At 32.1% G+C, this 20,784-nt stretch carries 16 protein-coding genes; 15 read left to right on the top strand and 1 reads right to left on the bottom strand.

All coding sequences use genetic code 11. The features are described from left to right. Nucleotides 1–22: 22 nt before the first annotated feature. On the bottom strand, nt 23–541 hold the full coding sequence (locus tag C3L50_RS03595) for an RNA polymerase sigma factor (RefSeq protein WP_103804779.1): 519 nt from the start codon (nt 539–541) through the stop codon (nt 23–25). A gap of 288 nt (nt 542–829) precedes the next feature. Here C3L50_RS03595 and C3L50_RS03590 point away from each other — a divergent pair, with 288 nt between their 5' ends. From C3L50_RS03590 to C3L50_RS03520, 15 genes are all read left to right on the top strand, one after another. Beyond that, a complete protein-coding gene (locus C3L50_RS03590; protein WP_103804778.1) occupies nt 830–1,864 on the top strand; it encodes a hypothetical protein in 1,035 nt (344 codons plus the stop codon). A 142-nt stretch (nt 1,865–2,006) separates the two neighbouring features. Continuing rightward, a complete protein-coding gene (gene ffh / locus C3L50_RS03585) occupies nt 2,007–3,365 on the top strand; it encodes a signal recognition particle protein (protein WP_103804777.1) in 1,359 nt (452 codons plus the stop codon). A 67-nt stretch (nt 3,366–3,432) separates the two neighbouring features. Beyond that, nucleotides 3,433–4,314 (top strand): bifunctional 5,10-methylenetetrahydrofolate dehydrogenase/5,10-methenyltetrahydrofolate cyclohydrolase, encoded by an 882-nt coding sequence (locus C3L50_RS03580; protein WP_103804776.1) that lies wholly within the window; start codon nt 3,433–3,435, stop codon nt 4,312–4,314. Nucleotides 4,315–4,456: 142 nt separating this feature from the next. Next, a complete protein-coding gene (locus C3L50_RS03575) occupies nt 4,457–5,071 on the top strand; it encodes a hypothetical protein (RefSeq protein WP_103804775.1) in 615 nt (204 codons plus the stop codon). A 9-nt stretch (nt 5,072–5,080) separates the two neighbouring features. Next, nucleotides 5,081–5,374, top strand: a complete 294-nt coding sequence (locus C3L50_RS03570) for a winged helix-turn-helix domain-containing protein (protein WP_103804774.1) — start codon at nt 5,081–5,083, stop codon at nt 5,372–5,374. A 54-nt stretch (nt 5,375–5,428) separates the two neighbouring features. After that, nucleotides 5,429–6,817 carry a DUF4153 domain-containing protein gene (locus C3L50_RS03565; protein WP_103804773.1) on the top strand — a complete coding sequence of 463 codons (1,389 nt, stop codon included), beginning with the start codon at nt 5,429–5,431 and terminating at the stop codon, nt 6,815–6,817. 43 nt (nt 6,818–6,860) lie between these two features. Beyond that, on the top strand, nt 6,861–7,397 hold the full coding sequence (gene xrtK / locus C3L50_RS03560) for an exosortase K (protein WP_103804772.1): 537 nt from the start codon (nt 6,861–6,863) through the stop codon (nt 7,395–7,397). After that, entirely contained in the window at nt 7,381–10,197 is a 2,817-nt protein-coding gene (locus tag C3L50_RS03555) for an MSEP-CTERM sorting domain-containing protein (protein ID WP_103804771.1), read from the top strand. Before xrtK ends, C3L50_RS03555 begins: the two co-directional genes overlap by 17 nt. A gap of 355 nt (nt 10,198–10,552) precedes the next feature. After that, a complete protein-coding gene (locus C3L50_RS03550) occupies nt 10,553–11,389 on the top strand; it encodes an ABC transporter ATP-binding protein (RefSeq protein ID WP_103804770.1) in 837 nt (278 codons plus the stop codon). Continuing rightward, a complete protein-coding gene (locus C3L50_RS03545) occupies nt 11,379–12,221 on the top strand; it encodes a hypothetical protein (RefSeq protein WP_133158842.1) in 843 nt (280 codons plus the stop codon). The genes C3L50_RS03550 and C3L50_RS03545 overlap by 11 nt, the downstream gene beginning before the upstream one ends. A 1-nt stretch (nt 12,222) precedes the next feature. Further along, nucleotides 12,223–12,600: a GntR family transcriptional regulator gene (locus tag C3L50_RS03540; RefSeq protein WP_103804768.1), complete on the top strand. Its 378-nt coding sequence runs from the start codon at nt 12,223–12,225 to the stop codon at nt 12,598–12,600. After that, entirely contained in the window at nt 12,587–13,282 is a 696-nt protein-coding gene (locus C3L50_RS03535; RefSeq protein WP_103804767.1) for a hypothetical protein, read from the top strand. Before C3L50_RS03540 ends, C3L50_RS03535 begins: the two co-directional genes overlap by 14 nt. A gap of 57 nt (nt 13,283–13,339) precedes the next feature. Next, nucleotides 13,340–16,126 carry a TonB-dependent receptor gene (locus tag C3L50_RS03530; protein ID WP_243400330.1) on the top strand — a complete coding sequence of 929 codons (2,787 nt, stop codon included), beginning with the start codon at nt 13,340–13,342 and terminating at the stop codon, nt 16,124–16,126. Nucleotides 16,127–16,163: 37 nt separating this feature from the next. Further along, nucleotides 16,164–18,380 (top strand): TlpA family protein disulfide reductase, encoded by a 2,217-nt coding sequence (locus tag C3L50_RS03525; RefSeq protein WP_165783965.1) that lies wholly within the window; start codon nt 16,164–16,166, stop codon nt 18,378–18,380. Between the two features lie 172 nt (nt 18,381–18,552). Further along, nucleotides 18,553–20,778, top strand: coding sequence for an ATP-binding response regulator (locus C3L50_RS03520; protein WP_243400329.1), 2,226 nt, complete (start codon nt 18,553–18,555; stop codon nt 20,776–20,778). Nucleotides 20,779–20,784: the final 6 nt, after the last annotated feature.

Genomic DNA, 20,784 nt, shown 5'->3' with positions numbered 1-20,784 from the left:
AACAAGCAACACTGTTTTTACCCTACTTAAAATCAATTGTTTTTCTTAATTCGACTAATGCCAAGTGTATCCGTTTTTCGACTGCTTTAACACTAATATTTAATTCTTCGGCAATTTCACTGTATTTTTTTTGGTCAATTCGGTGCATCAAAAAAGCGACTCTTTGGGTCTCGTTTAAGTCTTCAATTGCTTTTAGAAGCTTATTTTTAAACTGCTTTTCTTCTAAAATAAATTCAGGGTTTTCATTGGTTTTATCCGCCCCAGTAAAATTATTCTCATACTCCAAAACTACTTTTTTATGCTTAATTTCGTTTAACGAACTATTGTTGGCAATGGTGTAAATATAAGATTTAGCTTTTTCGACAGGAACAGATGCGCAGTTTTGCCAAAGTTTTATAAATGCTTCTTGGGTTAAATCTTCGGCTTGATCCTTGTTGCCAAATTTGTAAAAAAGGAAATTTCGCAAAGATTTTGCATGGGTTTTAAAAAAAGATGAAAAAACAATTTCATCACAAGTATTTGATTTTAAGTAGTTTGACATTTTTATAAAATACAGTTTGGGCTTTGCAAATATATTTATTTTTCAATAAGTAGGGTAAAAGTAAACTAAATTGTTTTATAGAGGTCTGACCAAGCTTAATGTTTGCTTAGAAAATTTAAAATCAGTTTTTTGACACAATATTTTTGATTAGAAAATTAATGTTTTGGGTTAAAAATAACGAACTTATTTTTGAAGTTGTTGAATGAATATTGCACTTATAACAAATGCATAAATTGTAAAAAGAAATCTTTAAATTTGAATTTTATTACATTTGATTAAAAAACTACCATGTTAAGTTTTAAAAAACAGTTACTCTATTTGTCTCTAGTCAGTTTGTTTCTTCTCTTCTCTTGTCAAAGTGAAATAGAAGAACAGGTTTATAATACACAGGAAACAATTACAAAATCTTCTCCAATTACGTCTTACCTGCAAAGAGTTGCGATGGTGCAAACTATTCAAGATAATATTATTGACAAATCGAGTTATTGTACCATAAAATTGCCTTATAAAGTTACAGTTAATTACGCAACTATTTCAATAAACACCGCTGCCGATTATCAAAAAGTATTGGACAACATCAATGCCTATACGAATGATAATGATATTGTCAAAATAACTTTTCCTGTAACAATGATTTACTATAATTATGTTGAAAAAGTTATTACAAATCAAACTGAATTTGAATCATTGTTGTCTTATTGGTCAAAATACCCTGATTTATTGTCTAAAATTAATTGCGTAAATATCAATTATCCGATAACAATTGATATTTATAATAGTGCTAATCAAATTGCAAGTTCAGTAAAAATAGAAAGCGATTCCTCTTTTTTTAGTTTTATAAATAATTTAAACGAAAGCCAGTTTATAGCCTTAAAATATCCTATTTCAATATCTGATAATAATAGTGTTCCTATCTCTATTGCCAACAATTCACAATTTGAAAATGCAATCAAACACGCTATTGATACTTGTCCAGATAATGTAAATGCTAATTTGAATTTTATTCAAATACTTACAACCAATACTTGGAAAATTTCTTATTATTCTCACGAAAGCGGAAAAACCTCGGATTATAATGGCTATACTTTTGTTTTTAATTCTTACTATAAAGTTATTGCCACAAAATCGGGAGTTACCTATTATGGAACTTGGTCGTCTAAATTAGACAATGGGGTTCGGGAGTTTAAAATAAAATTGGATGCACCTGTATTAGAAAAACTGGACGAAGATTGGAAAGTATTCGAATTTAATAATTCACAGTTGCGTTTTAGAGATACAGATAGCAATAATATTGCTAGTTACCTTTATTTAGAAAAAATATAATCTAAATAAATAAATTGAAGAATAAAGCCAGTCTATTGACTGGTTTATTTTTTTTAAGATACGCTGTATTTTACAAGTTGGTAACTTTGTGACTTTATAACTTTAGTTTATATTTGCAGCTCAATAAAAGACAATTACCATTATGTTCGATAATTTAAGCGATAAATTAGACAAAGCCTTTCATATATTAAAAGGGCACGGAAAAATAACCGAAGTAAACGTTGCCGAAACCCTAAAAGAAGTTCGTCGTGCTTTATTGGATGCCGATGTCAACTTTAAGATTGCCAAAGATTTTACTACCAAAGTAAAGGATAAAGCCATTGGTCAAAATGTTTTGACAACCCTTCAACCGGGACAATTATTGGTAAAGTTAGTCAAAGACGAACTAACTGAATTAATGGGCGGAGATGTGTCTGGAATCAATCTTTCTGGAAATCCAACCGTTATCTTAATGTCAGGTTTGCAAGGTTCTGGAAAAACTACTTTTTCTGGAAAATTAGCTAATTATCTTAAAACTAAGAAAAATAAAAAACCACTTTTGGTGGCTTGTGATATTTATCGTCCAGCGGCTATAAAACAATTGCACGTAGTTGGAGAGTCATTAGGAATTGATGTATATTCAGAACCCGATAATACAAATCCAGTGATTATTGCCCAAAACGCCATCAGTTTTGCAAAACATCAAGGATTGAATGTTGTGATTATCGATACTGCTGGTCGTTTGGCTGTTGATGAGGCGATGATGACCGAAATTTCGAATGTTCATCAAGCGATCAAACCTCACGAAACTTTGTTTGTAGTTGATTCGATGACAGGACAAGATGCAGTAAATACTGCAAAAGCCTTCAATGATATTCTAAATTTTGACGGAGTTGTTTTAACCAAATTAGATGGTGATACTCGTGGTGGAGCTGCCATTTCGATTAAAACAGTTGTCAATAAACCAATTAAATTCGTAGGAACTGGCGAAAAAATGGATGCCATCGACGTGTTCTATCCAGAACGTATGGCTGAACGTATTCTCGGAATGGGAGATGTGGTGTCTTTGGTTGAAAAAGCACAAGAGCATTATGACGAAGAAGAAGCCAGAAAAATCCAAAAGAAAATCGCCAAAAATGAATTTGGTTTTGATGATTTCCTTTCCCAAATTCAGCAAGTAAAGAAAATGGGTAATATGAAAGACTTGGTTGGAATGATACCAGGAGCTTCAAAAGCGATGAAAGATGTAGAAATTGAAGACGATGCCTTCAAACATATTGAAGCTATTATCCATTCGATGACTCCAATCGAAAGATCAAAACCTGCTATTATTGACGTTAAAAGAAAAGCTAGAATTGCCAAAGGTTCAGGAACAAAAATCGAACAAGTGAATCAGTTGATGAAACAGTTTGATCAAATGAGCAAAATGATGAAAATGATGCAAGGCCCAGGCGGAAAGAATATGATGAAAATGATGGGGAATATGAAGGGAATGCCAGGTGGAATGCCAGGAATGAGATAATTAAGTTAAAAAAATACAGTAATAATGCAGCTTAAAGCCTAAAGCTTAAAGCCTAAAGCTAGAAAAAATGCAACTACTAGACGGAAAAAAAACATCGGAAGATATTAAAAACGAAATCGCTGCCGAAGTACAAAGAATGAAGGCCGATGGGCAAAAAGTACCTCATTTAGCAGCAGTTATTGTGGGTACAAACGGTGCCAGTTTGACTTATGTGGGGAGCAAAGTAAAATCGTGTCAGCAAATTGGTTTTGAATCTACCTTGGTGGCTTTACCAGAAAATATTTCTGAAGAGGAATTGTTAGATAAAATCAAAGAACTCAACGAAGATGATGATTTAGATGGTTATATCGTTCAATTGCCTTTACCCAAACACATCGATGAGCAAAAAATACTAATGGCTATTGATCCTGACAAAGATGTAGATGGTTTTCATCCTGCCAATTTTGGAAAAATGGCTTTGGATATGGAAACGTTTTTACCAGCCACTCCTTTTGGGATAATGGAATTATTAGAGCGTTATAAAGTAGAAACTGCTGGAAAACATACCGTGGTTATTGGGCGCAGTCACATTGTAGGACGACCAATGAGTATTTTGTTGAGTCGCAAAGGATATCCTGGAGATTCAACCGTCACTTTGACTCATAGCCGTACCAAAAACTTGGAAGAATTTACCAAAAATGCAGACATCATTGTTACAGCATTGGGAGTTCCTGAATTTTTAAAAGGAGATATGGTCAAAGAGGGTGTGGTTATTGTTGACGTGGGAATTACTCGTGTTGAGGATGCTTCCAATCCAAAAGGCTACGCGATTAAAGGGGATGTTGATTTTGCAAGCGTGAGTCCAAAGTCGTCTTTCATCACGCCAGTTCCGGGTGGAGTAGGACCAATGACCATTGCAATGTTGTTGAAAAATACACTTTTAGCTAGAAAAATTAGAAGTAGAAAATAAATTATTTTTACTTTAAGCCAATAAACAAGCCTATTCAACCGAATAGGCTTTGTTGTTTTAAAACTTTTCCATAATTTTTTTTTAATTATTTGTTTGTCAATTCAAAATATAAATTAACTTTGCATTACAAAGTACTTTAAATATGAATCAGAAGCATCAAGAAGATTTATCACACATTCGTTCTATGATGGAACGTTCTTCCAGATTTATTTCATTAAGCGGACTCTCAGGAGTATTTGCAGGTTTATCTGCCTTGATTGGCGGATTGTATGTGTATCTATTGTTTAAAGCCAATGGACTTGATTATTTTGACGGTGAGCACAAAATCTATTCTGGCAATTTGGTTTCAGAATTGGTTTGGATAGCTTTGATAATTTTATTTTTTGCGTTGACCTTTGGAATCTTTTTTACTATTCGAAAAAGTAGAAAGTACAATTTGCCGATTTGGACTTCGGCTACGAAGAACATGCTATTTAATTTGGCTATTCCTTTAAGTGTTGGTGGTGTGTTTTGTTTGGCACTTTTGTATCATCAAATCTATGTTTTGATCGCTCCAGCTACTTTGTTGTTTTATGGTTTAGCATTGGTTAATGCTGAGAAATATACTTTTTCGGATATTAAATATTTGGGATTTTGCGAATTAATATTAGGATGTATTTCGCTTTTCTTCTTAGGCTACGGTTTGCTATTTTGGATTATGGGATTTGGTGTTTTGCATATTTTGTACGGAATACTAGTTTTCAAAAAATATAAATAATCCATCCGAATGGGAATTATCGATAAACTAAATAAAGATTTTGAAAGCCGTGTCCGATTAGGTATTATGTCTATTCTGATGGTCAATGATTGGGTTGATTTTACCGAAATGAAAGCACTATTGAATATTACTGATGGCAATTTAGCGAGTCATTCTTCGGCATTGGAGAAGGGCGATTATATCGAAATTAAAAAAGAATTTGTGGGCAAAAAACCCAAAACATCTTACCGTGTGACTAATTTAGGAAGAGTTTCATTTGTCTCACATCTCAACAGCTTAGAAAAATTATTCAAAACTAAATAACCCTTTTTTTTAACCTTTCACTTTGAAATACAAAGTACTTTTAAATTTTAAATTATGAAAAAACATCAATTCATTTTTGTGTGCAGTTTGATTTTTACACTGCTTTTTTACGATCAATCAGTAGGACTGAATATGTCTATTTTTGGATTAGTCCTAACGGGATTCATCTGCTATTTTTTTCAAGACCGATTCACGAGTCGGACGCATTTGGTTCTTGTGGTGACCTCAATACTTTCTTGTATTTCATTTGCTTGGTATGGTGATTTCGTGTCTTTTTTGGCTTTAGCCTTGTCAGTCTGTTTTTTACAATTCAAAACGCAAGAAAAAGAACTTAAAATACTGCAAGTTTTTCCGATTGCTTTTATAAACGGAATCACATCTTTAGGTCGTATGCTGATGTTTAGCCAATGGCTTCCGAAACGAGAAGTTAAAAGCAATTTTGCCAAGAAACTAATCGCTTATTTCGTTATTCCAACGGTTTTTGTGACTTTGTTTTTTACAGTTTACGCCTTCGGAAGTGATCATTTTTCTTCTCTATTTACAGATTACACTTTAGATTTGAATATTTGGCAGCTCATTTTAATTACTCTTTTGGGATTTTATATCTCGTTTACTTTTTGGAATTATTGGGTTCCAGAGGTCTTTTATGAAAAGAATTCGCTGTTAGCTAATGATTTTCAAGATGAAAATGCAATCAGGAATGATAGGACTTTTTCGTTCTTAGATATTGATTTCGAACGAAAAAGCGGGGAGATCACATTGTTTCTTTTAAATGTTTTGATTTTGGTTTTTATCGTGACTTATAATTACGAGCAATTTTTTGAAGTAGTCGAAAAATCAAAATTGAGTGCTGCTACTCACGAAAGAGTCAATGCGGTAATTTTCTCGATTGTGATGGCTGTTGGTGTAATTATGTTTTACTTCAAAGGAGGTTTTAATTTTGATGAAAAGGCAAATGGACTTAAGAAATTATCTAAAATTTGGATTTTATTGAACGGAATTCTAATAATTTGTACTCTTATTAAAAATTCTGAATACGTTTCTTTCTTTGGATTAACTTACAAAAGGTTAGGGGTTTATGCGTTTTTGGTTTTGGCCATTATAGGTTTGTTTTTTACCTTTTTAAAAATCACAAAACAAAAAGCAAATGCTTATTTATTCAATCGAATGGTTTGGTATTTTTATGGAACAATACTTTTGTGCAGTTACGTCAATTGGGGCAATCTGGTTACTACTTATAATATTTCGGTTAACAAAGGTGTAGAGCCTATGTTTTTAAGCAAACTAAATTTTAATGATGAAGCTCGAAGAAATTATTTTCTATTGCAGCATTTAGATGGGGAAGATAAAGAAGTGAGTCGTGAGGAAAATATTGAAGACTATAAAGAAAAATCATTCTTGTCTAAGGCTTTGTATTATGAGATGTTAAGCAAAAATAAGTAATATTTAGTTTTTCGAAATTTTCGTATTACCATATAAAAAATATATGATAGCAAATAGAAACATATTTTATTATCTGACAGCCATAGGACTTTTTATCGTATTGAAATTTGGCTATACAATTGCCAACACTAACGACTTATTTTTTTTACTTAAACCAACCGACAAATTGGTTGGTTTATTAACAAGTTCGAAATCGGTTTATTTTGCTGATAAAGGGTTCTATTATCGAAACTTAAATGTTGTTATTGAAAAATCGTGTTCAGGTTTCAATTTTTTGCTTTTATGCTTCTCTATGATTTGTATTTTGGGTTTAAAATATGTTAGGAATCCTTTGTGCAAAACCTTGATAACTCCGATAGCATTGGTGTCAGCTTACCTAATGACAATTTTTGTGAATGTGTCCAGAATATTTGCTTCCATTGTTTTGCAGCATCAAACAAATCAATTTTTGCCCCAAAACGCTCAATTAGTAGTTCACGAAACTATTGGAATCATAACAAATTTATCCTTTTTACTTCTAGGTTATTACTTATTAGAACGATTTTTTAAAAACAACACTAACTATGAAAAACGTACTTAATCCCAAATGGATTTTTATCATCAACACATTGCCAATTGTTGTGTTGTTTTTTCTTTTTGCTGGAGAATTCAATATTATTAAGAGTTTATTAAAGGATGAAAATTTATATTTCTGGAAAACCTTTGGTTTGACTTTAGGAATTTTAGGATTCCTAAATTTCGCATACGCTTTGTATCTAACCATTAAAAAACAAAGTGTATCCGTTTGGTATGGGGTAGCAGCTTTGTTGCTTTATATACCATTCCTTTATATATATGGTTATCACATTGATGATATATTTCCTAATAGTATTCCGCAATGGATGATGTCTGGAAACATAATAGTGTATGTTGGTACATTTTTGATGCCCACACTAGCGTATTCATTATTTGTATTGGTTTATCATTTTACATCTGACGCTAAAGAACATCAATCGTGGAATAATTTTTTGATAGCATTTATTATTCCTTTAGCTGGCTATTTATTTTCTCAAATTGTTTTACCACTTTGGAGACTAAATAGCGGTATTTTTGGAATTCACAGTTTACTAATTCTTATTATTGTTGGAACTTTACTTTTTCTGTTTTTTATTATTCGAGCTGTTTATGTTCTTGCGATCAAAAAAGCTACTGTTTGGCAGAAATACCAATTGGCTTGGAAAATACCAATTACAATTGTACTACCATTACTAGGTTTAGCAATAAACAACGGAATTCTATTCAATAAGTTTGAAACAACTGATTCGGGAATTTTTGGAAACTTTACTCATTATTGGTTTTATGTCTTAGCCTTTTTCAATGGTGTTTTTCTTTGTTTGCCAAACCTTGAAAATAAAATGTACAGAGTATTTCTTTTCCTTGGAAGAAGTCTAACATTTGCCTATACCTTCTATTTTTTTCTTGTTTTTCTTCCGTTTTTACCTATTTCAGTTGTGGCAATAATTGCCATTGGCACAGGTTTTTTAATGTTAACTCCACTGCTGATTTTTGTGTTGCATATTAATGAACTCTCTAAAGATTTTAGTTTTCTAAAAAGTTATTTTTCTAAAAGAGCCATTTGGACAACTTCTTTTTTGTGTTTTTTGACACTTCCACTTTTGATAAGCATCTCCTATCTCAAGGACAAAATTGTTTTAGACCAAACACTAAATTATTTGTATAGCCCAAACTTTTCAAAATCGTATGCTATTGATAAAGGTTCTTTGAAAGTAACACTCAATGCTATCAAGAAACAAAAAGACCGAAACGGAGATTTTATTTTTGGTACTCAAACTCCTTATTTGTCGGCCTATTTCAATTGGTTAGTTTTAAATAATCTAACGGTTTCGGATGCAAAAATTAATACTATTGAAAACGTGTTTTTTGGAACAACTTCATTTCAAGTAAATCGGGACAGAATTCAAAATGAGAACGTAAAGATTACAAATATTGCAACGAAAAGTACTTTTGACAAAAAACAGAATGCTTGGAAAAGCTGGATTGATGTAGAAATCACCAATACTAGCGAAAACACTTGGTTTTCAGAATATGCCACAACCATTGATTTGCCTGAGGGCGCTTGGATAAGCGATTACTATTTGTTTGTAGGAAAGAAAAAAGAAATGGGAATTTTGGCAGAGAAAAAATCGGCAATGTGGGTTTTCTCCAATATCAGAAACGAAAACAAAGATCCGGGTATTTTATATTACCAATCGGCTAATAAAGTCGCCTTTAGAGTTTTTCCGTTTGCAAAAAATGAAGTTAGAAAAACTGGAATCGAAATTTTACATAAAGAACCGATAACTTTTACAATTGATAATAAGACTCTAAAACTCGGCAACGATGTAGAAACTTTCATTCCTGAAGTTAAAACTAATCATGCTGTGATTTATGTGTCTTCTAAACAAAAACAGTCATTAAAAAAGGTTCAACGTAAGCCTTATTTTCATTTTTTAGTTGATGTTTCTAAAGCTAAAAGAACATATTTACCACAATTTATTAATAGAATTGAAAAAGCCTTAATAAGCAATCCGAATTTAGCTCAAAATGCAAAAATATCTTTTGTCAACAGCTATGTAAAAACGATTTCATTTAATAAGGATTGGAAGCAAACCTATAAAAATCAAACTTTTGAAGGAGGATTCTACTTAGACAGAGCAGTAAGAACGGCATTATTCAAAACCTATAAAACACAAAAAGCGACATATCCTGTTTTGATTGTGGTTACAGATAGCCTACAAAAAGCTGTTTTAGACAAAGATTTTTCAGACTTGAAATGTACGTTTCCAGAGAGCGATTTCTTTTTTAATCTTACCCAAAATGGAGAACTTCAACCCCATTCTTTGGTGTCAAATCCAGATAATCAAATAAAGGATAGTGCTAAATTAGCTTTTAATCAAAGTGTTTTGGAATATGAAACGGGTAACCAGACTTTTTATTTGCCCAATAATAATCAGGCAAGTATTGTTTTAAAAAAGGATATTTTTAAATTGGATACCAATGAAATCAAACCCAAAAATTGGCAATCTGCATTGATGATGCAAGGAAAATGGTATTCTCAAGCCTTACATCCTGAAATTTCAGATGACGAATGGCTAAATTTGGTAAAATATAGTTTTATTTCTAAAGTAATGATGCCTGTTACTTCTTATTTGGTGGTCGAAAACGAAGCTCAAAAAGCAATTTTAAAAAAGAAACAAGAACAAGTTTTGGCAAACAACAAAGCATTAGACCTTGGAGAAGAAGTGCAACGAATGAGTGAACCCAATCTTTTGATTCTTATTTCATTACTTGGAATCGTTCTTTGGTTTAGAGAAAGAGTGAAATTAAGCAGACTAAATTAAGTGTGTTTTTTAATAGAGACGCCCCAAGGCAGATTAGTCTTGTTTTTTTTTGTATGATTTGACTATAATTTATTTTATAACTATCTAATTATACAAATCGAAAACACTACTCCAATTGTCACTCTGGAAGCGTCTCAACTTTCGAGAGCAACTTAATAGAGACACTTCCAGTGTGACAAATAACATGAATAAATAAAATAAGTATTATTGATTTTTATCCTCTAAACCCTTCTAAACCCTTGCATTTCGCTAATTAAATTAGTTTTTTCATTTTTTTTTATTCCAACTGCTTGTTTATTAAAAAAATATCCTTTCCTTTGTGTACTACAAAACTAGTACACTAATAAAACAGGCTATGATAACAATTCAAAATTTAACTTTTAAGTACAAAAAGCAAGACGCTTTGTTTACGGATTTGTCTTTCGAGCAGCAAAACGGAAATATTGTGGGTTTGTTGGGTAAAAATGGAGCAGGAAAATCTACTTTGCTTCAATTGATTTCGGGTTTGCTAAAACCACAACAGGGCGAATTATCCATTAATGGTTATAAACCCTTTGATAGAAATCCCAATTTCTTAGCAGACATTTATATGGTTTCCGAAGAGTTTTCGTTTCCTTCGATTACTATTGGAGTTTATATCAAGGCAACTGCGCCTTTGTATCCCAAATTCGATTACGGAAAAATGAACAATATTCTAAAGGAATTTGAATTGGATGCCAAAAAAAATCTGAACAAACTTTCTCACGGGCAACGTAAAAAATTTTTGATTGCTTTTGCATTAGCTACCAATTGTAGTTTGCTAATTCTGGACGAGCCAACAAATGGTTTGGATATTCCGTCTAAAAGTTTATTCCGAAAAATTTTAGTCAGTTCGGTTTCCGACGAGCAATTGGTTCTCATTTCGACTCATCAAGTGAAAGACATTGAAACCATAATTGACAAAATAGTAGTTCTTGATGAAGGAAAAATAGTTTATAACGAAACAGTTTTGGATATCAGTCAACAATGGCAATTTAAGACTGTTGCTAGTTTATCAGGCATCGAAAATCTTATTTACCAAGAAAAATGTATAGGTGGACATCGAATAATATTGTCGTCAAATCTAGAGGGAGAAACCGAAATAGACATCGAATTGCTTTTTAATGCCATCATCCATAAAGTAACCCTAAAATCTGAAAGTCATGCCGTTTAACAACTATTTTAATTTGAAACGATTTACTCTTTTATTGAAGCAAGATTTGTTAATCAATAAAACAAGGTATCTTCTTGGTATTCTTGGATTAGGGCTTATAACCTACGTGTTATGCTATCTGTTTTTTAACTCGGTAAAGATTAGTATGATTTTAAATGAAAGTCAAATTAATGGTTATTATGGAATGTGTTTTGCCATTTATATGATGGCTGTGGGAGTTGTTATGGGTACCGCATTTCCTGATTTGTCCGACAAAATTAAAACGAGCAATTATCTGCTGAATCCAGGTTCGACACTCGAAAAACTACTGCTTCAGTTTCTGATAAGAATTGTCTTTTTTGTTCCTATTGCGTTGGGGATATTCTGGATTGCTATCCGTTTGGCAAAAGCGTCTTTAATTCCTGGAATTGTAATGGTAAACTCTGTAGAACAATTAATTGATCCTGCTGTAATTCCTTATTTTGATTATGTTATTCTGATAACCAATTATAAAGGTAAAATATGGGAAACATGGCAAATCGTATTCATGGTTTTTGGATTGTTTTCTTACGGGATTTATCTTTTTGCTGGTGCTACTTATTTCAAACGCTATGCATTAGTAAAAACCATAATTGCTTCGGTGGTTATTTTATTGACTTCAATTACTTTTTCAGTTGTATTGTCTCATATTTTTTATCCAAAAGAAACCGAAGGTTTTAATTCTAAATTGAATGAGTTTGTTGTCACAGGCCATTTAACTAGTATTGAATTATTTATGGTATCACTATCACTATTTTCTTGGCTATTTTTTTTGGCAATAGCCTATTTCAAATTAAAAGAAAAGGAGGTTTAATATGGATTTTAAATCAACCAAAGGGATTTATCTGCAAATTGTGGACAATCTCTGCCAGCAAATTTTGGAAGGACAGTTGCAAGCAGGTGACAGGGTAGCATCGGTGCGGGATTTGGCTGCCGAATTCGAAGTGAATCACAACACAGTGATGCGTGCTTACACCAATTTGCAGGAATCCGGTATTTTTGACAACAAGCGGGGCATCGGTTTTTTTGTCTCTGAAAAAGCTTTTGAACTCATCAAAGCCAATGAAAAAGCCAATTTTTTCAGTCAAGATTTACCCGATTTTCTGCTGAAAGTAAAATTGCTCCAATTGAACAGCACAGATTTAGCCGAATTAGTATCTCTAATAAAAAACAACGACAATGAAAACATCTAACAAAATATTTATCGCTTTTTTGATTTTCCTTTTTAGTGGAATTATCGCATTATATATCGGATCCAAATACTATGTCGAATATTATGATACCCATAATTTTATAGAACAAGTAAAACCACTTCCTCCTTTTTCAGTTGTAGTTGCGGAATCTGATGCACAAATTCATTTGATAAATGGTTCCGAAAGAAAAATTGTTCAAAGTTTTTTTAAAACAAAACAACCTCGATTTTCTTCTTTTGTGGTTCGAAATGACACTCTTTTTGTTTTTGGGGTTAAACGAGACCGTAACAAATTACCTCGAGCCAAATTTATGGCTAATGTTTTTTGTGAAAATGTAAAACATTTTGTTGCCAAAGAAAATTCACTTGTATTTCTGTCGGGTTATCAGGTAGATTCCCTTTTTGTCAAGATGAATGATGCCGAGTTGGTTTGCCAAAACAACAATTCAAATTATATCAAATTGATAGCTAAAAACTCTCGTATCAATTTTGATTGCGAGAAACTAAATGCGATGGTCGTTGAACTCGATAAAAGTCAACTGGAATTAAAATCAAAAAATAAAATAAACAGTATCTCAGGAACGGTAAAAAATGACTCGGATGTAAAATTTTCTATGGATGGAAAGTTGAACCTTGATGTGGATAAATCAAGCTATCTTCAAATGGTTGATTTAAAAAATTGATTTAAAACCTAATTTTTAACTTTTAATTGTAATTTTTTTCTGAATCAAACATTAATTTTGAAGTGGTTAAAAACTTACAAAGAATTCCTATTTCCTTTATCAACAGCCAATACAAATTATATGAAAGTAATTTTCAGCTTCTTTTTTACCTTATTATGTTTCTTTTCTTCATTCGCACAGGGCAACATTTCTTTAACTGGCAAAATCCTAAAAGACAAAACCCAAATTCCCATAGAATCGGCCACGATTTACTTGATTCGTGCCAAAGATTCTTCGGTGGTTGATTATACGATTTCCGATGTCAAAGGAAGTTTTAAATTAGAAACCAAGAAAATACTTGAAAATCTTATTCTGAAAATTGCTGCCGAAGGTTATCAGGAATTCTCCCAAAAGATCGAAAAAATAAATGCCAACAAGGATTTTGGTTCACTGTATTTGACCGAAAAAATAAATGAACTCAACGAAGTAGTGATCAAAGGAATGGCTCCGCCTGTAAAAGTCAAAAAAGATACATTAGAGTTTAATGCGGCTTCGTTCAAATTGCGTCCCGATGCCAATGTAGAAGCTTTATTGCGACAATTGCCTGGAGTAACGATTGATGCAGACAAGAAAATTATGGTCAATGGTAAGGAAGTAAACCAAATATTGGTCAACGGAAAATCTTTTTTTGGCGAAGACGGAAAAGTGGCACTCCAGAATTTACCAGCCGAAATAATCAAAAAAGTACAAGTTTCAGACACCAAAACCGAAGAAGAAAAGTTTACCAAACAAACATCGACTTCGGATAAATCAAGTATTAATTTGACGATTGAAAAAGACAAAAACAAAGGTTTTTTCGGAAAACTCTTGGCGGGTTACGGAACCAATGAACGCTATGAAGGAAGTGCTTTGATGAGTTCTTTCAAGGACAAAAGACGCATTAGCTTTTTGAGTTCGGCCAACAATATCAATGCCACAGGCTTTTCGATGGACGAGGTTTTCGACAATATGGGTGGCGGACGAAATAATGGTTCTAGAGCACCAAGAGTAGGAGGAGGAAGTGGCATCATCAAGTCAAATTTGATAGGTTTGAATTATGCCGACGAATGGTTTAAAGGAAACAAAAGCAACGGGAATTACTATTTTACCAATATGGATTCTGAAAATAAAAACAAATCATCAGCTTTGAATTTGTTACCAGATACAACCAATAGAACCGAATCTAATTCGGAGTCGAATAGAGAAACTACGGATCATAACTTCGATTTCAATTTTGAATACGAAATCAATCCAAAGACCAAATTATTGTTCAGACCTAAAATAGTGAAAGGTTTGAGCCAATCGCATTCGGAATACGATAGTAAAACTTGGAATGAAGACAACCAATTGATCAATCAATCCGATGGAACAAATGCAGATGAAACCGATAAAACCAATTTTGTAAACGACATTTCACTTTTTAAAACAATGAAAAGAAAAGGAAGGTATTTTACGGCTAATGTAAAGACTGACAATACCAATTCCGATTCAAATTCGTTTGTGAACCAAACAACCTTGATTATTTTAGATCCTGATAAAAACGTGATTCGCGACCAAAATGTTAAAACTGTAAATCAAAAGCAATTGTATTCGGGCAACTTACAATATTCTGAACCTGTAACGGATTCGTTGACCATAAATGTACAATTGCTTTCGGATTGGGAAAAAACTACTGACGACAAAAAAACTTTCGACTTAGATTCTACTACCGATTCTTACAATGATTTGAATGATTTATATAGTAGTTTTACCACTTCTACCAAATTTCAAATAGCTCCAAAAGCAGGTTTTAGCATCAATAAAAAGAAATTCAATTTTAGATTTTCGACCGGAACATATATGATTACTTTAGACAATCATTCGTTATATACAGGAACAGTAACCGATTTGAGAAAAAATTACATCATTCCAGACGCAACCATAAACGGAAGTTATCGTTTTTCAAAAACCAAAGGACTGTATCTGTTTTATGATCGTAGATTTTCGATTCCCAAAGCCTACCAACTTTTGCCAGTGCAAGACATAGACAATCCGCTGAATAGTTATACAGGAAACCCTAATTTAGAAGCAGGTAAATCGCATTATTTGAACCTAAATTTTTCTGATTATGACTATAAGTCCCGTTCAGGTTATTATATATACACAGGCACAACTTACAATGACAATAAAATTATTAACACTTCTATCTATGACAAAAATGGAAGACAAATAACCACTTACACCAATATCGCAGGAACATTCACCAGTTATTTAGGGGCAAATTGGCAGAAAACCTTTAAAAAGGAAGCGCATTCTTTTGGACTAGATTTAGGCTTGTATGCTAATTACTATTTAGATAAAGGATATACCAACATTCAATTGTTTGAAGCCAAAACATTAGGATTGTCGCCCAGTTTCAGATTGTCTTACGATTATGGCGAATTGTTGACTATTAGACCTTCTTATACTTTTAATTACAACAGCACCACTTATGATAATAGCTCGATAGCCTCAAGTGCGAATAGATTTCACAATGCCAAAATTGAAACCACCAGCAAATGGCCAAAAAAATGGATTTTTGGAAATGATTTTGGCTACTCTTATAATTCGAATATTTCGCCAGGCTACAAAAAAGATTTTTACCTCTGGAACATCAGTTTGTCCTATGAATTTACAAAAGACATCAGTTTAAAAGTTAAAGTGTATGATGTACTCGACCAAAACCAAAGCGCTTCAAGATACATCACGCCAACGGCAGTTATCGATTCAGAAAACACGGTGCTCAAACGCTATGCAATGTTCTCTTTACTATATAAATTTCAAAATTTTGCAACCAAAAAGAAGTAATCCATTGTAGATGATAACCTTAATTAACCGACTAACTATGAAAACAACCCTATTAATTATCTTTTTAGCATTATTAAGTTCAAACACATTTGGGCAACGAGTGATTGAAAACCCAGCATTTGAAGTTTCTAGCAGTGGAATAACACATATTTCAAAAATTGAATGGAATGATAATGAAACAAGAATACATATTCATACTATTTTCTTGCCAAATTGGTGGGTACAGTTTGAAAAAGATGTTTTTATTCAATGTGATAATGGAGCTAAAATAAATATAGTTGGTATTGAAGGTGCCAAATTGGGTGATAAGATAACAATGCCTGAATCAGGAGAAAAAACAATTGTACTACTATTTCCTCCGATAAATGAAGCTGTAAAAAAGATTGATTATAATAATGAAATTTTTGGAGTTTCATTGATAGAAGGAACTGCAAAGTCAACCAAATTTAAAGAAATACCTGAATCTGTTTCGAAATGGATGGATAATGAACTTAAAAAAGTAACCAAAAAACCATTGTCAAGTTTTAATTCTCCACAGTTCTTTAACAAAACAACTGGCAGATTGATTGGATATATCAAGGGCTACGATGTTCGGTTGGGTTTCAAAACAGGGATTCTATATGCAGGAAATGAAATTACAAGAGAAGATTACCCAGTAGTTATTGAAATTCATCCTGATGGTCGTTTCGAAGGCGATATTCCGTTGACAAATGCTACTTATTCTTATTTGGTTATGAACAAACAGGTCATTAATTTTTATATTGAACCAGAGCAGACTATTGCGATGATTTTAGATTGGGATGAGTTTTTGTATGCCGATAGAATGCGAAAAACACGCCATAATTTCAAAAACATAACATTTAAAGGACCGGTAGCAAAAATAAATGAAGACTTACTTGGATATAATTCTACCCCATTTGACTATAAATCATTTACTAACAAAATAAAAACAATTTCGCCTCAAGCATTCAAAGAACAGGAAGCTATTGACTATAAAAAGAGCAAAGACAATTTAGCAAGTTATCTAAAAAACAATTCAATATCTGATAAAGCATCTGTTTTACTAAAAAACAAAATAGACTTAGAACACGCCAATCATCTATTTGATTTTGTGAGCAATAGAGATTATTATGCAAAAGAAGATTCTATCAATCCAATTTTAAAAATACCAGTAGAAAATGATTATTTTGATTTTTTAAAAGAAATAAATCTTAACGACCAAAGTCTTTTGACAATAAAAGAGTTTTCAACTTTTGTCAATCGATTTGAGTTTTCTAAACCAATCTTAGTTTATCCAAAACCTAAGCCAATTGAAAATAGCTTTAAACCAGAAAAAACTCTTGAGAAATATTTAGAAGACGAGAAAATTGTTGTTACAGAAAATGATAAAGTATTAATAGAAAGTCAAAAAAATAAGACCTTTAATTCATACGAAGCTTATCAAGAGTTTGAAAAGCTATTAAGTGAGTCCTACAAAAACGGATTAAAGGCCTATAACAAAAAATATGTTGAACCATTTAACAAGTTACAATCAGAAAAAGTTTCTATGGAAAAGTGGCAATTAAAGGATTCAATTGTTAAAAACGTATTTCATTTAGAAAAAAACCTAGTTTACGAAATAATAAAAATAAGAGCACTTGATTTTGATATAAAAAGAAGCAATGCTGAAAATGCCCATAACTATTGGAACGAATTGCAAAAAGATATTACTAATCCATTTTTAAAACAAGAAGGAGAAAGAATTGTGAACCAACAATTTCCAATTAACTCCTTTGAAAACAGTCCTTTGGAGGGTAACTTGAATCATAAAGTAAAAATTAATGCGACAGCTTTTTCAAATAAATTACCAGAAGGTAAAGCCACCGATATTTTCAAAAATATTATAAACAAGCATAAGGGGAAAATACTATTTATTGATTTTTGGGCAACAACTTGTGGACCTTGTGTTGCCACTATAAAACAAATGAAAGAAACGAGAAAGAAATATAAAGACAATACCGATTTTGAGTTTGTATTCATTACTGATGAAAGCCAATCTCCAGCTGAATCTTATGATAAATTTGTCAAAGAACAAGAGCTAGAAAACATTTATCGATTATCTTCAGATGATTACAATCGTTTACGCCAACTATTCAAATTCAATGGCATACCAAGATATATTGTGGTTGATAAAAAAGGAGAAGTCGTCAATGATAAATTCCCGATGCATAATTTTACTTATTTATTGAATGGTATTCTTGAAAAATATAAATAATGCAAAATTTTGCAACCAAGAAGAAATAGATTGTTTTATGAGGAGCAATCTTTTTTGTTCTACGTTCTACGTTCAACCAATGAAAGGTATTTTTAATCATTATAATTAGGGAATAACCTATAAATATCTCTATTTAAATAGTTCTAATACATTTTTATGCTGTATATTTGAAATGATTTTGATACATATGCATAAAATTCGTTTCGTTTTATCGTTTCTTTTTTGGCTGAATTTTTTCGGCAATGTATCATTTGCACAAACCCAAAACCCTTCTAAAAAAGAAATACGGAAAGCTACAAAACGGGCAGTTCAATACCTCAATTCAGAGAAATTCGAAAAATCGTTAGAAACCGCAAGATGGAGTTTGCATTATGCAACAGTCATTAATGATGATTATCTTATTGCAACTTCTTATAATTTGATTGCAGCCAATTTCGAACAATTATCGGAGGTTGACAAAGCAATTTCATTGTATGAAAAAGGGTTGACTTTTGCTAATAATTCCGAAAACGATACCATTAAAAATTTCATCAATAATAATTTGGGGAACGTCTATTGTTTTGAAAAAAAACAATATGAAAAAGGGATAGAATTTTATAAAAAATCTTTAGAATACAGCCAAAAAGCTGCCGATACAAGCCAAATTGTATTTACGAAACTCAATATTGCTTGGGCCTATTTTGATATTGATCAATATGAAAATGGATTGCCATATCTAGAATACATCAACAAATATCAAGCTAAGTTTAGTGATAAATCCTTAATTATAATACTCAATATGCTCAACGGAATGTATTCCGGTCACAAAGGCGATTTTGCTAAGGGCGAAAACTATTTTTTGACAGCCATAAATTTAGGAAATAAATTGGGAAATAAGGGAGATTTGTCTTTTTCACACCAAGAATATTCCAAGTTTTTATTTAAAAAAGGAGAGTACAAAAAGGCCTATGAAAACTTAGTAATTTATAATAAAATCTCTGATGAAATTTATAACGATGACCTTCTCAAAAAAGCCAATGTAGCAGGAATAAATCTCGAATTAGACGAATACAAAAGAGAAATTGACAAAGTTGAAACAGAAATAGAATTACAATCCCAAAGTCTCCATAAATCTCGTGTGATAGTAATTTTATTTATCATTGTATTCCTAGTATTATTGCTTTTATTGGTTTCGCTATACAAAAACTTCAATTTCAAGAAGAAGATTAATTACGACCTCACATTGGCAAACGAACAATTAATTATTGCAAAAGACAAAGCCATAGAAGCATCTCAAGCCAAAACCCAATTTTTATCCACAATAAGTCATGAATTGCGAACTCCTCTTTACGGCGTTATTGGTATAACTAATTTGTTGTTAGACGAGCATAAAGAACTGGCGAAAAGTCCCCATTTGGGTTCGCTTAAATTTTCGGCACGTTATTTATTATCCTTGGTGAACGACATTTTGCAAATTAATAAAATCGAAGAAAACAAAATTATCCTTGAAAGTTTAGCGTTTAACGTTTCGGATGAAATTCATTTAGTAAAAAATGCACTGTCTTTTATTGCTCAAAGCCATAAGAATATAATATCAGTAAAAATAGACCCTGCTATTCCTGAATATCTAATTGGCGATAAGCTGCGATTGGCTCAAATATTGATGAATTTAGTGAGCAATGCGCTAAAATTTACCAATAATGGCGAAGTAATTCTTAGTGCAAATTTGGTTAAAGTAGAAGATAATTTACATCATATAGAATTTCAAGTTTCTGATAATGGAGTAGGAATTGATGCAGCAGACCAAGATCGGATTTTTGAGAAATTTGTTCAAGTAGGACGAAACGACAACGACTATCAAGGAACAGGATTGGGCTTAGCCATCGTAAAAAGATTGTTGGGATTGTTTAATAGTCAAATTACCCTCGAAAGTCAAGTAGGAATTGGCACCACTTTTATATTTACAATTGCCTTTGAACATGACTCAAACAAGACTAACGAAATTATCAATAATATAAAAGTCGATTTAAGTTCTGGACAATTATTTAAGGTTTTGGTAGTAGAAGACAATAAAATCAATCAAACCATCACCAAGAAAATTATCGAAAAAAACAATTGCAGTTGTTTTATCGTAGATGATGGATTGCAAGCTTTGGATGTATTAGAAAAAGATGTTTTTGACATTATCTTGATGGACATAAATATGCCACTAATTAGCGGTTTTGAAACCACCCGAAAAATTCGAAGCAAGGGCATTCATACACCCATAATTGCTTTGACGGCTTTTGCCAAAGATGAAATTACCGAAGAAGCTATAGAAGCCGGAATGAATGATATTTTGATAAAACCTTTCGAGTCCTTAAAGCTATTTCAGGTGATGAATGAACAAATAAAAAAAACCAAAACCGCTGTTTATTGACAGCGG

The sequence above is a fragment of the Flavobacterium alvei genome (assembly GCF_002920895.1).
In the GTDB taxonomy this organism is placed as follows: domain Bacteria; phylum Bacteroidota; class Bacteroidia; order Flavobacteriales; family Flavobacteriaceae; genus Flavobacterium; species Flavobacterium alvei.
Note: the sequence above shows the minus strand (reverse complement) of the source record. Positions and strands in the feature narration are given on the sequence as shown.

Coding starts and splice junctions, on each gene's coding strand:
- C3L50_RS03595 (WP_103804779.1), bottom strand. CDS start 541: ATGTCAAACTACTTAAAATCAAATACTTGTGATGAAATTGTTTTTTCA.
- C3L50_RS03590 (WP_103804778.1), top strand. CDS start 830: ATGTTAAGTTTTAAAAAACAGTTACTCTATTTGTCTCTAGTCAGTTTG.
- ffh (WP_103804777.1), top strand. CDS start 2,007: ATGTTCGATAATTTAAGCGATAAATTAGACAAAGCCTTTCATATATTA.
- C3L50_RS03580 (WP_103804776.1), top strand. CDS start 3,433: ATGCAACTACTAGACGGAAAAAAAACATCGGAAGATATTAAAAACGAA.
- C3L50_RS03575 (WP_103804775.1), top strand. CDS start 4,457: ATGAATCAGAAGCATCAAGAAGATTTATCACACATTCGTTCTATGATG.
- C3L50_RS03570 (WP_103804774.1), top strand. CDS start 5,081: ATGGGAATTATCGATAAACTAAATAAAGATTTTGAAAGCCGTGTCCGA.
- C3L50_RS03565 (WP_103804773.1), top strand. CDS start 5,429: ATGAAAAAACATCAATTCATTTTTGTGTGCAGTTTGATTTTTACACTG.
- xrtK (WP_103804772.1), top strand. CDS start 6,861: ATGATAGCAAATAGAAACATATTTTATTATCTGACAGCCATAGGACTT.
- C3L50_RS03555 (WP_103804771.1), top strand. CDS start 7,381: ATGAAAAACGTACTTAATCCCAAATGGATTTTTATCATCAACACATTG.
- C3L50_RS03550 (WP_103804770.1), top strand. CDS start 10,553: ATGATAACAATTCAAAATTTAACTTTTAAGTACAAAAAGCAAGACGCT.
- C3L50_RS03545 (WP_133158842.1), top strand. CDS start 11,379: ATGCCGTTTAACAACTATTTTAATTTGAAACGATTTACTCTTTTATTG.
- C3L50_RS03540 (WP_103804768.1), top strand. CDS start 12,223: ATGGATTTTAAATCAACCAAAGGGATTTATCTGCAAATTGTGGACAAT.
- C3L50_RS03535 (WP_103804767.1), top strand. CDS start 12,587: ATGAAAACATCTAACAAAATATTTATCGCTTTTTTGATTTTCCTTTTT.
- C3L50_RS03525 (WP_165783965.1), top strand. CDS start 16,164: ATGAAAACAACCCTATTAATTATCTTTTTAGCATTATTAAGTTCAAAC.
- C3L50_RS03520 (WP_243400329.1), top strand. CDS start 18,553: ATGATTTTGATACATATGCATAAAATTCGTTTCGTTTTATCGTTTCTT.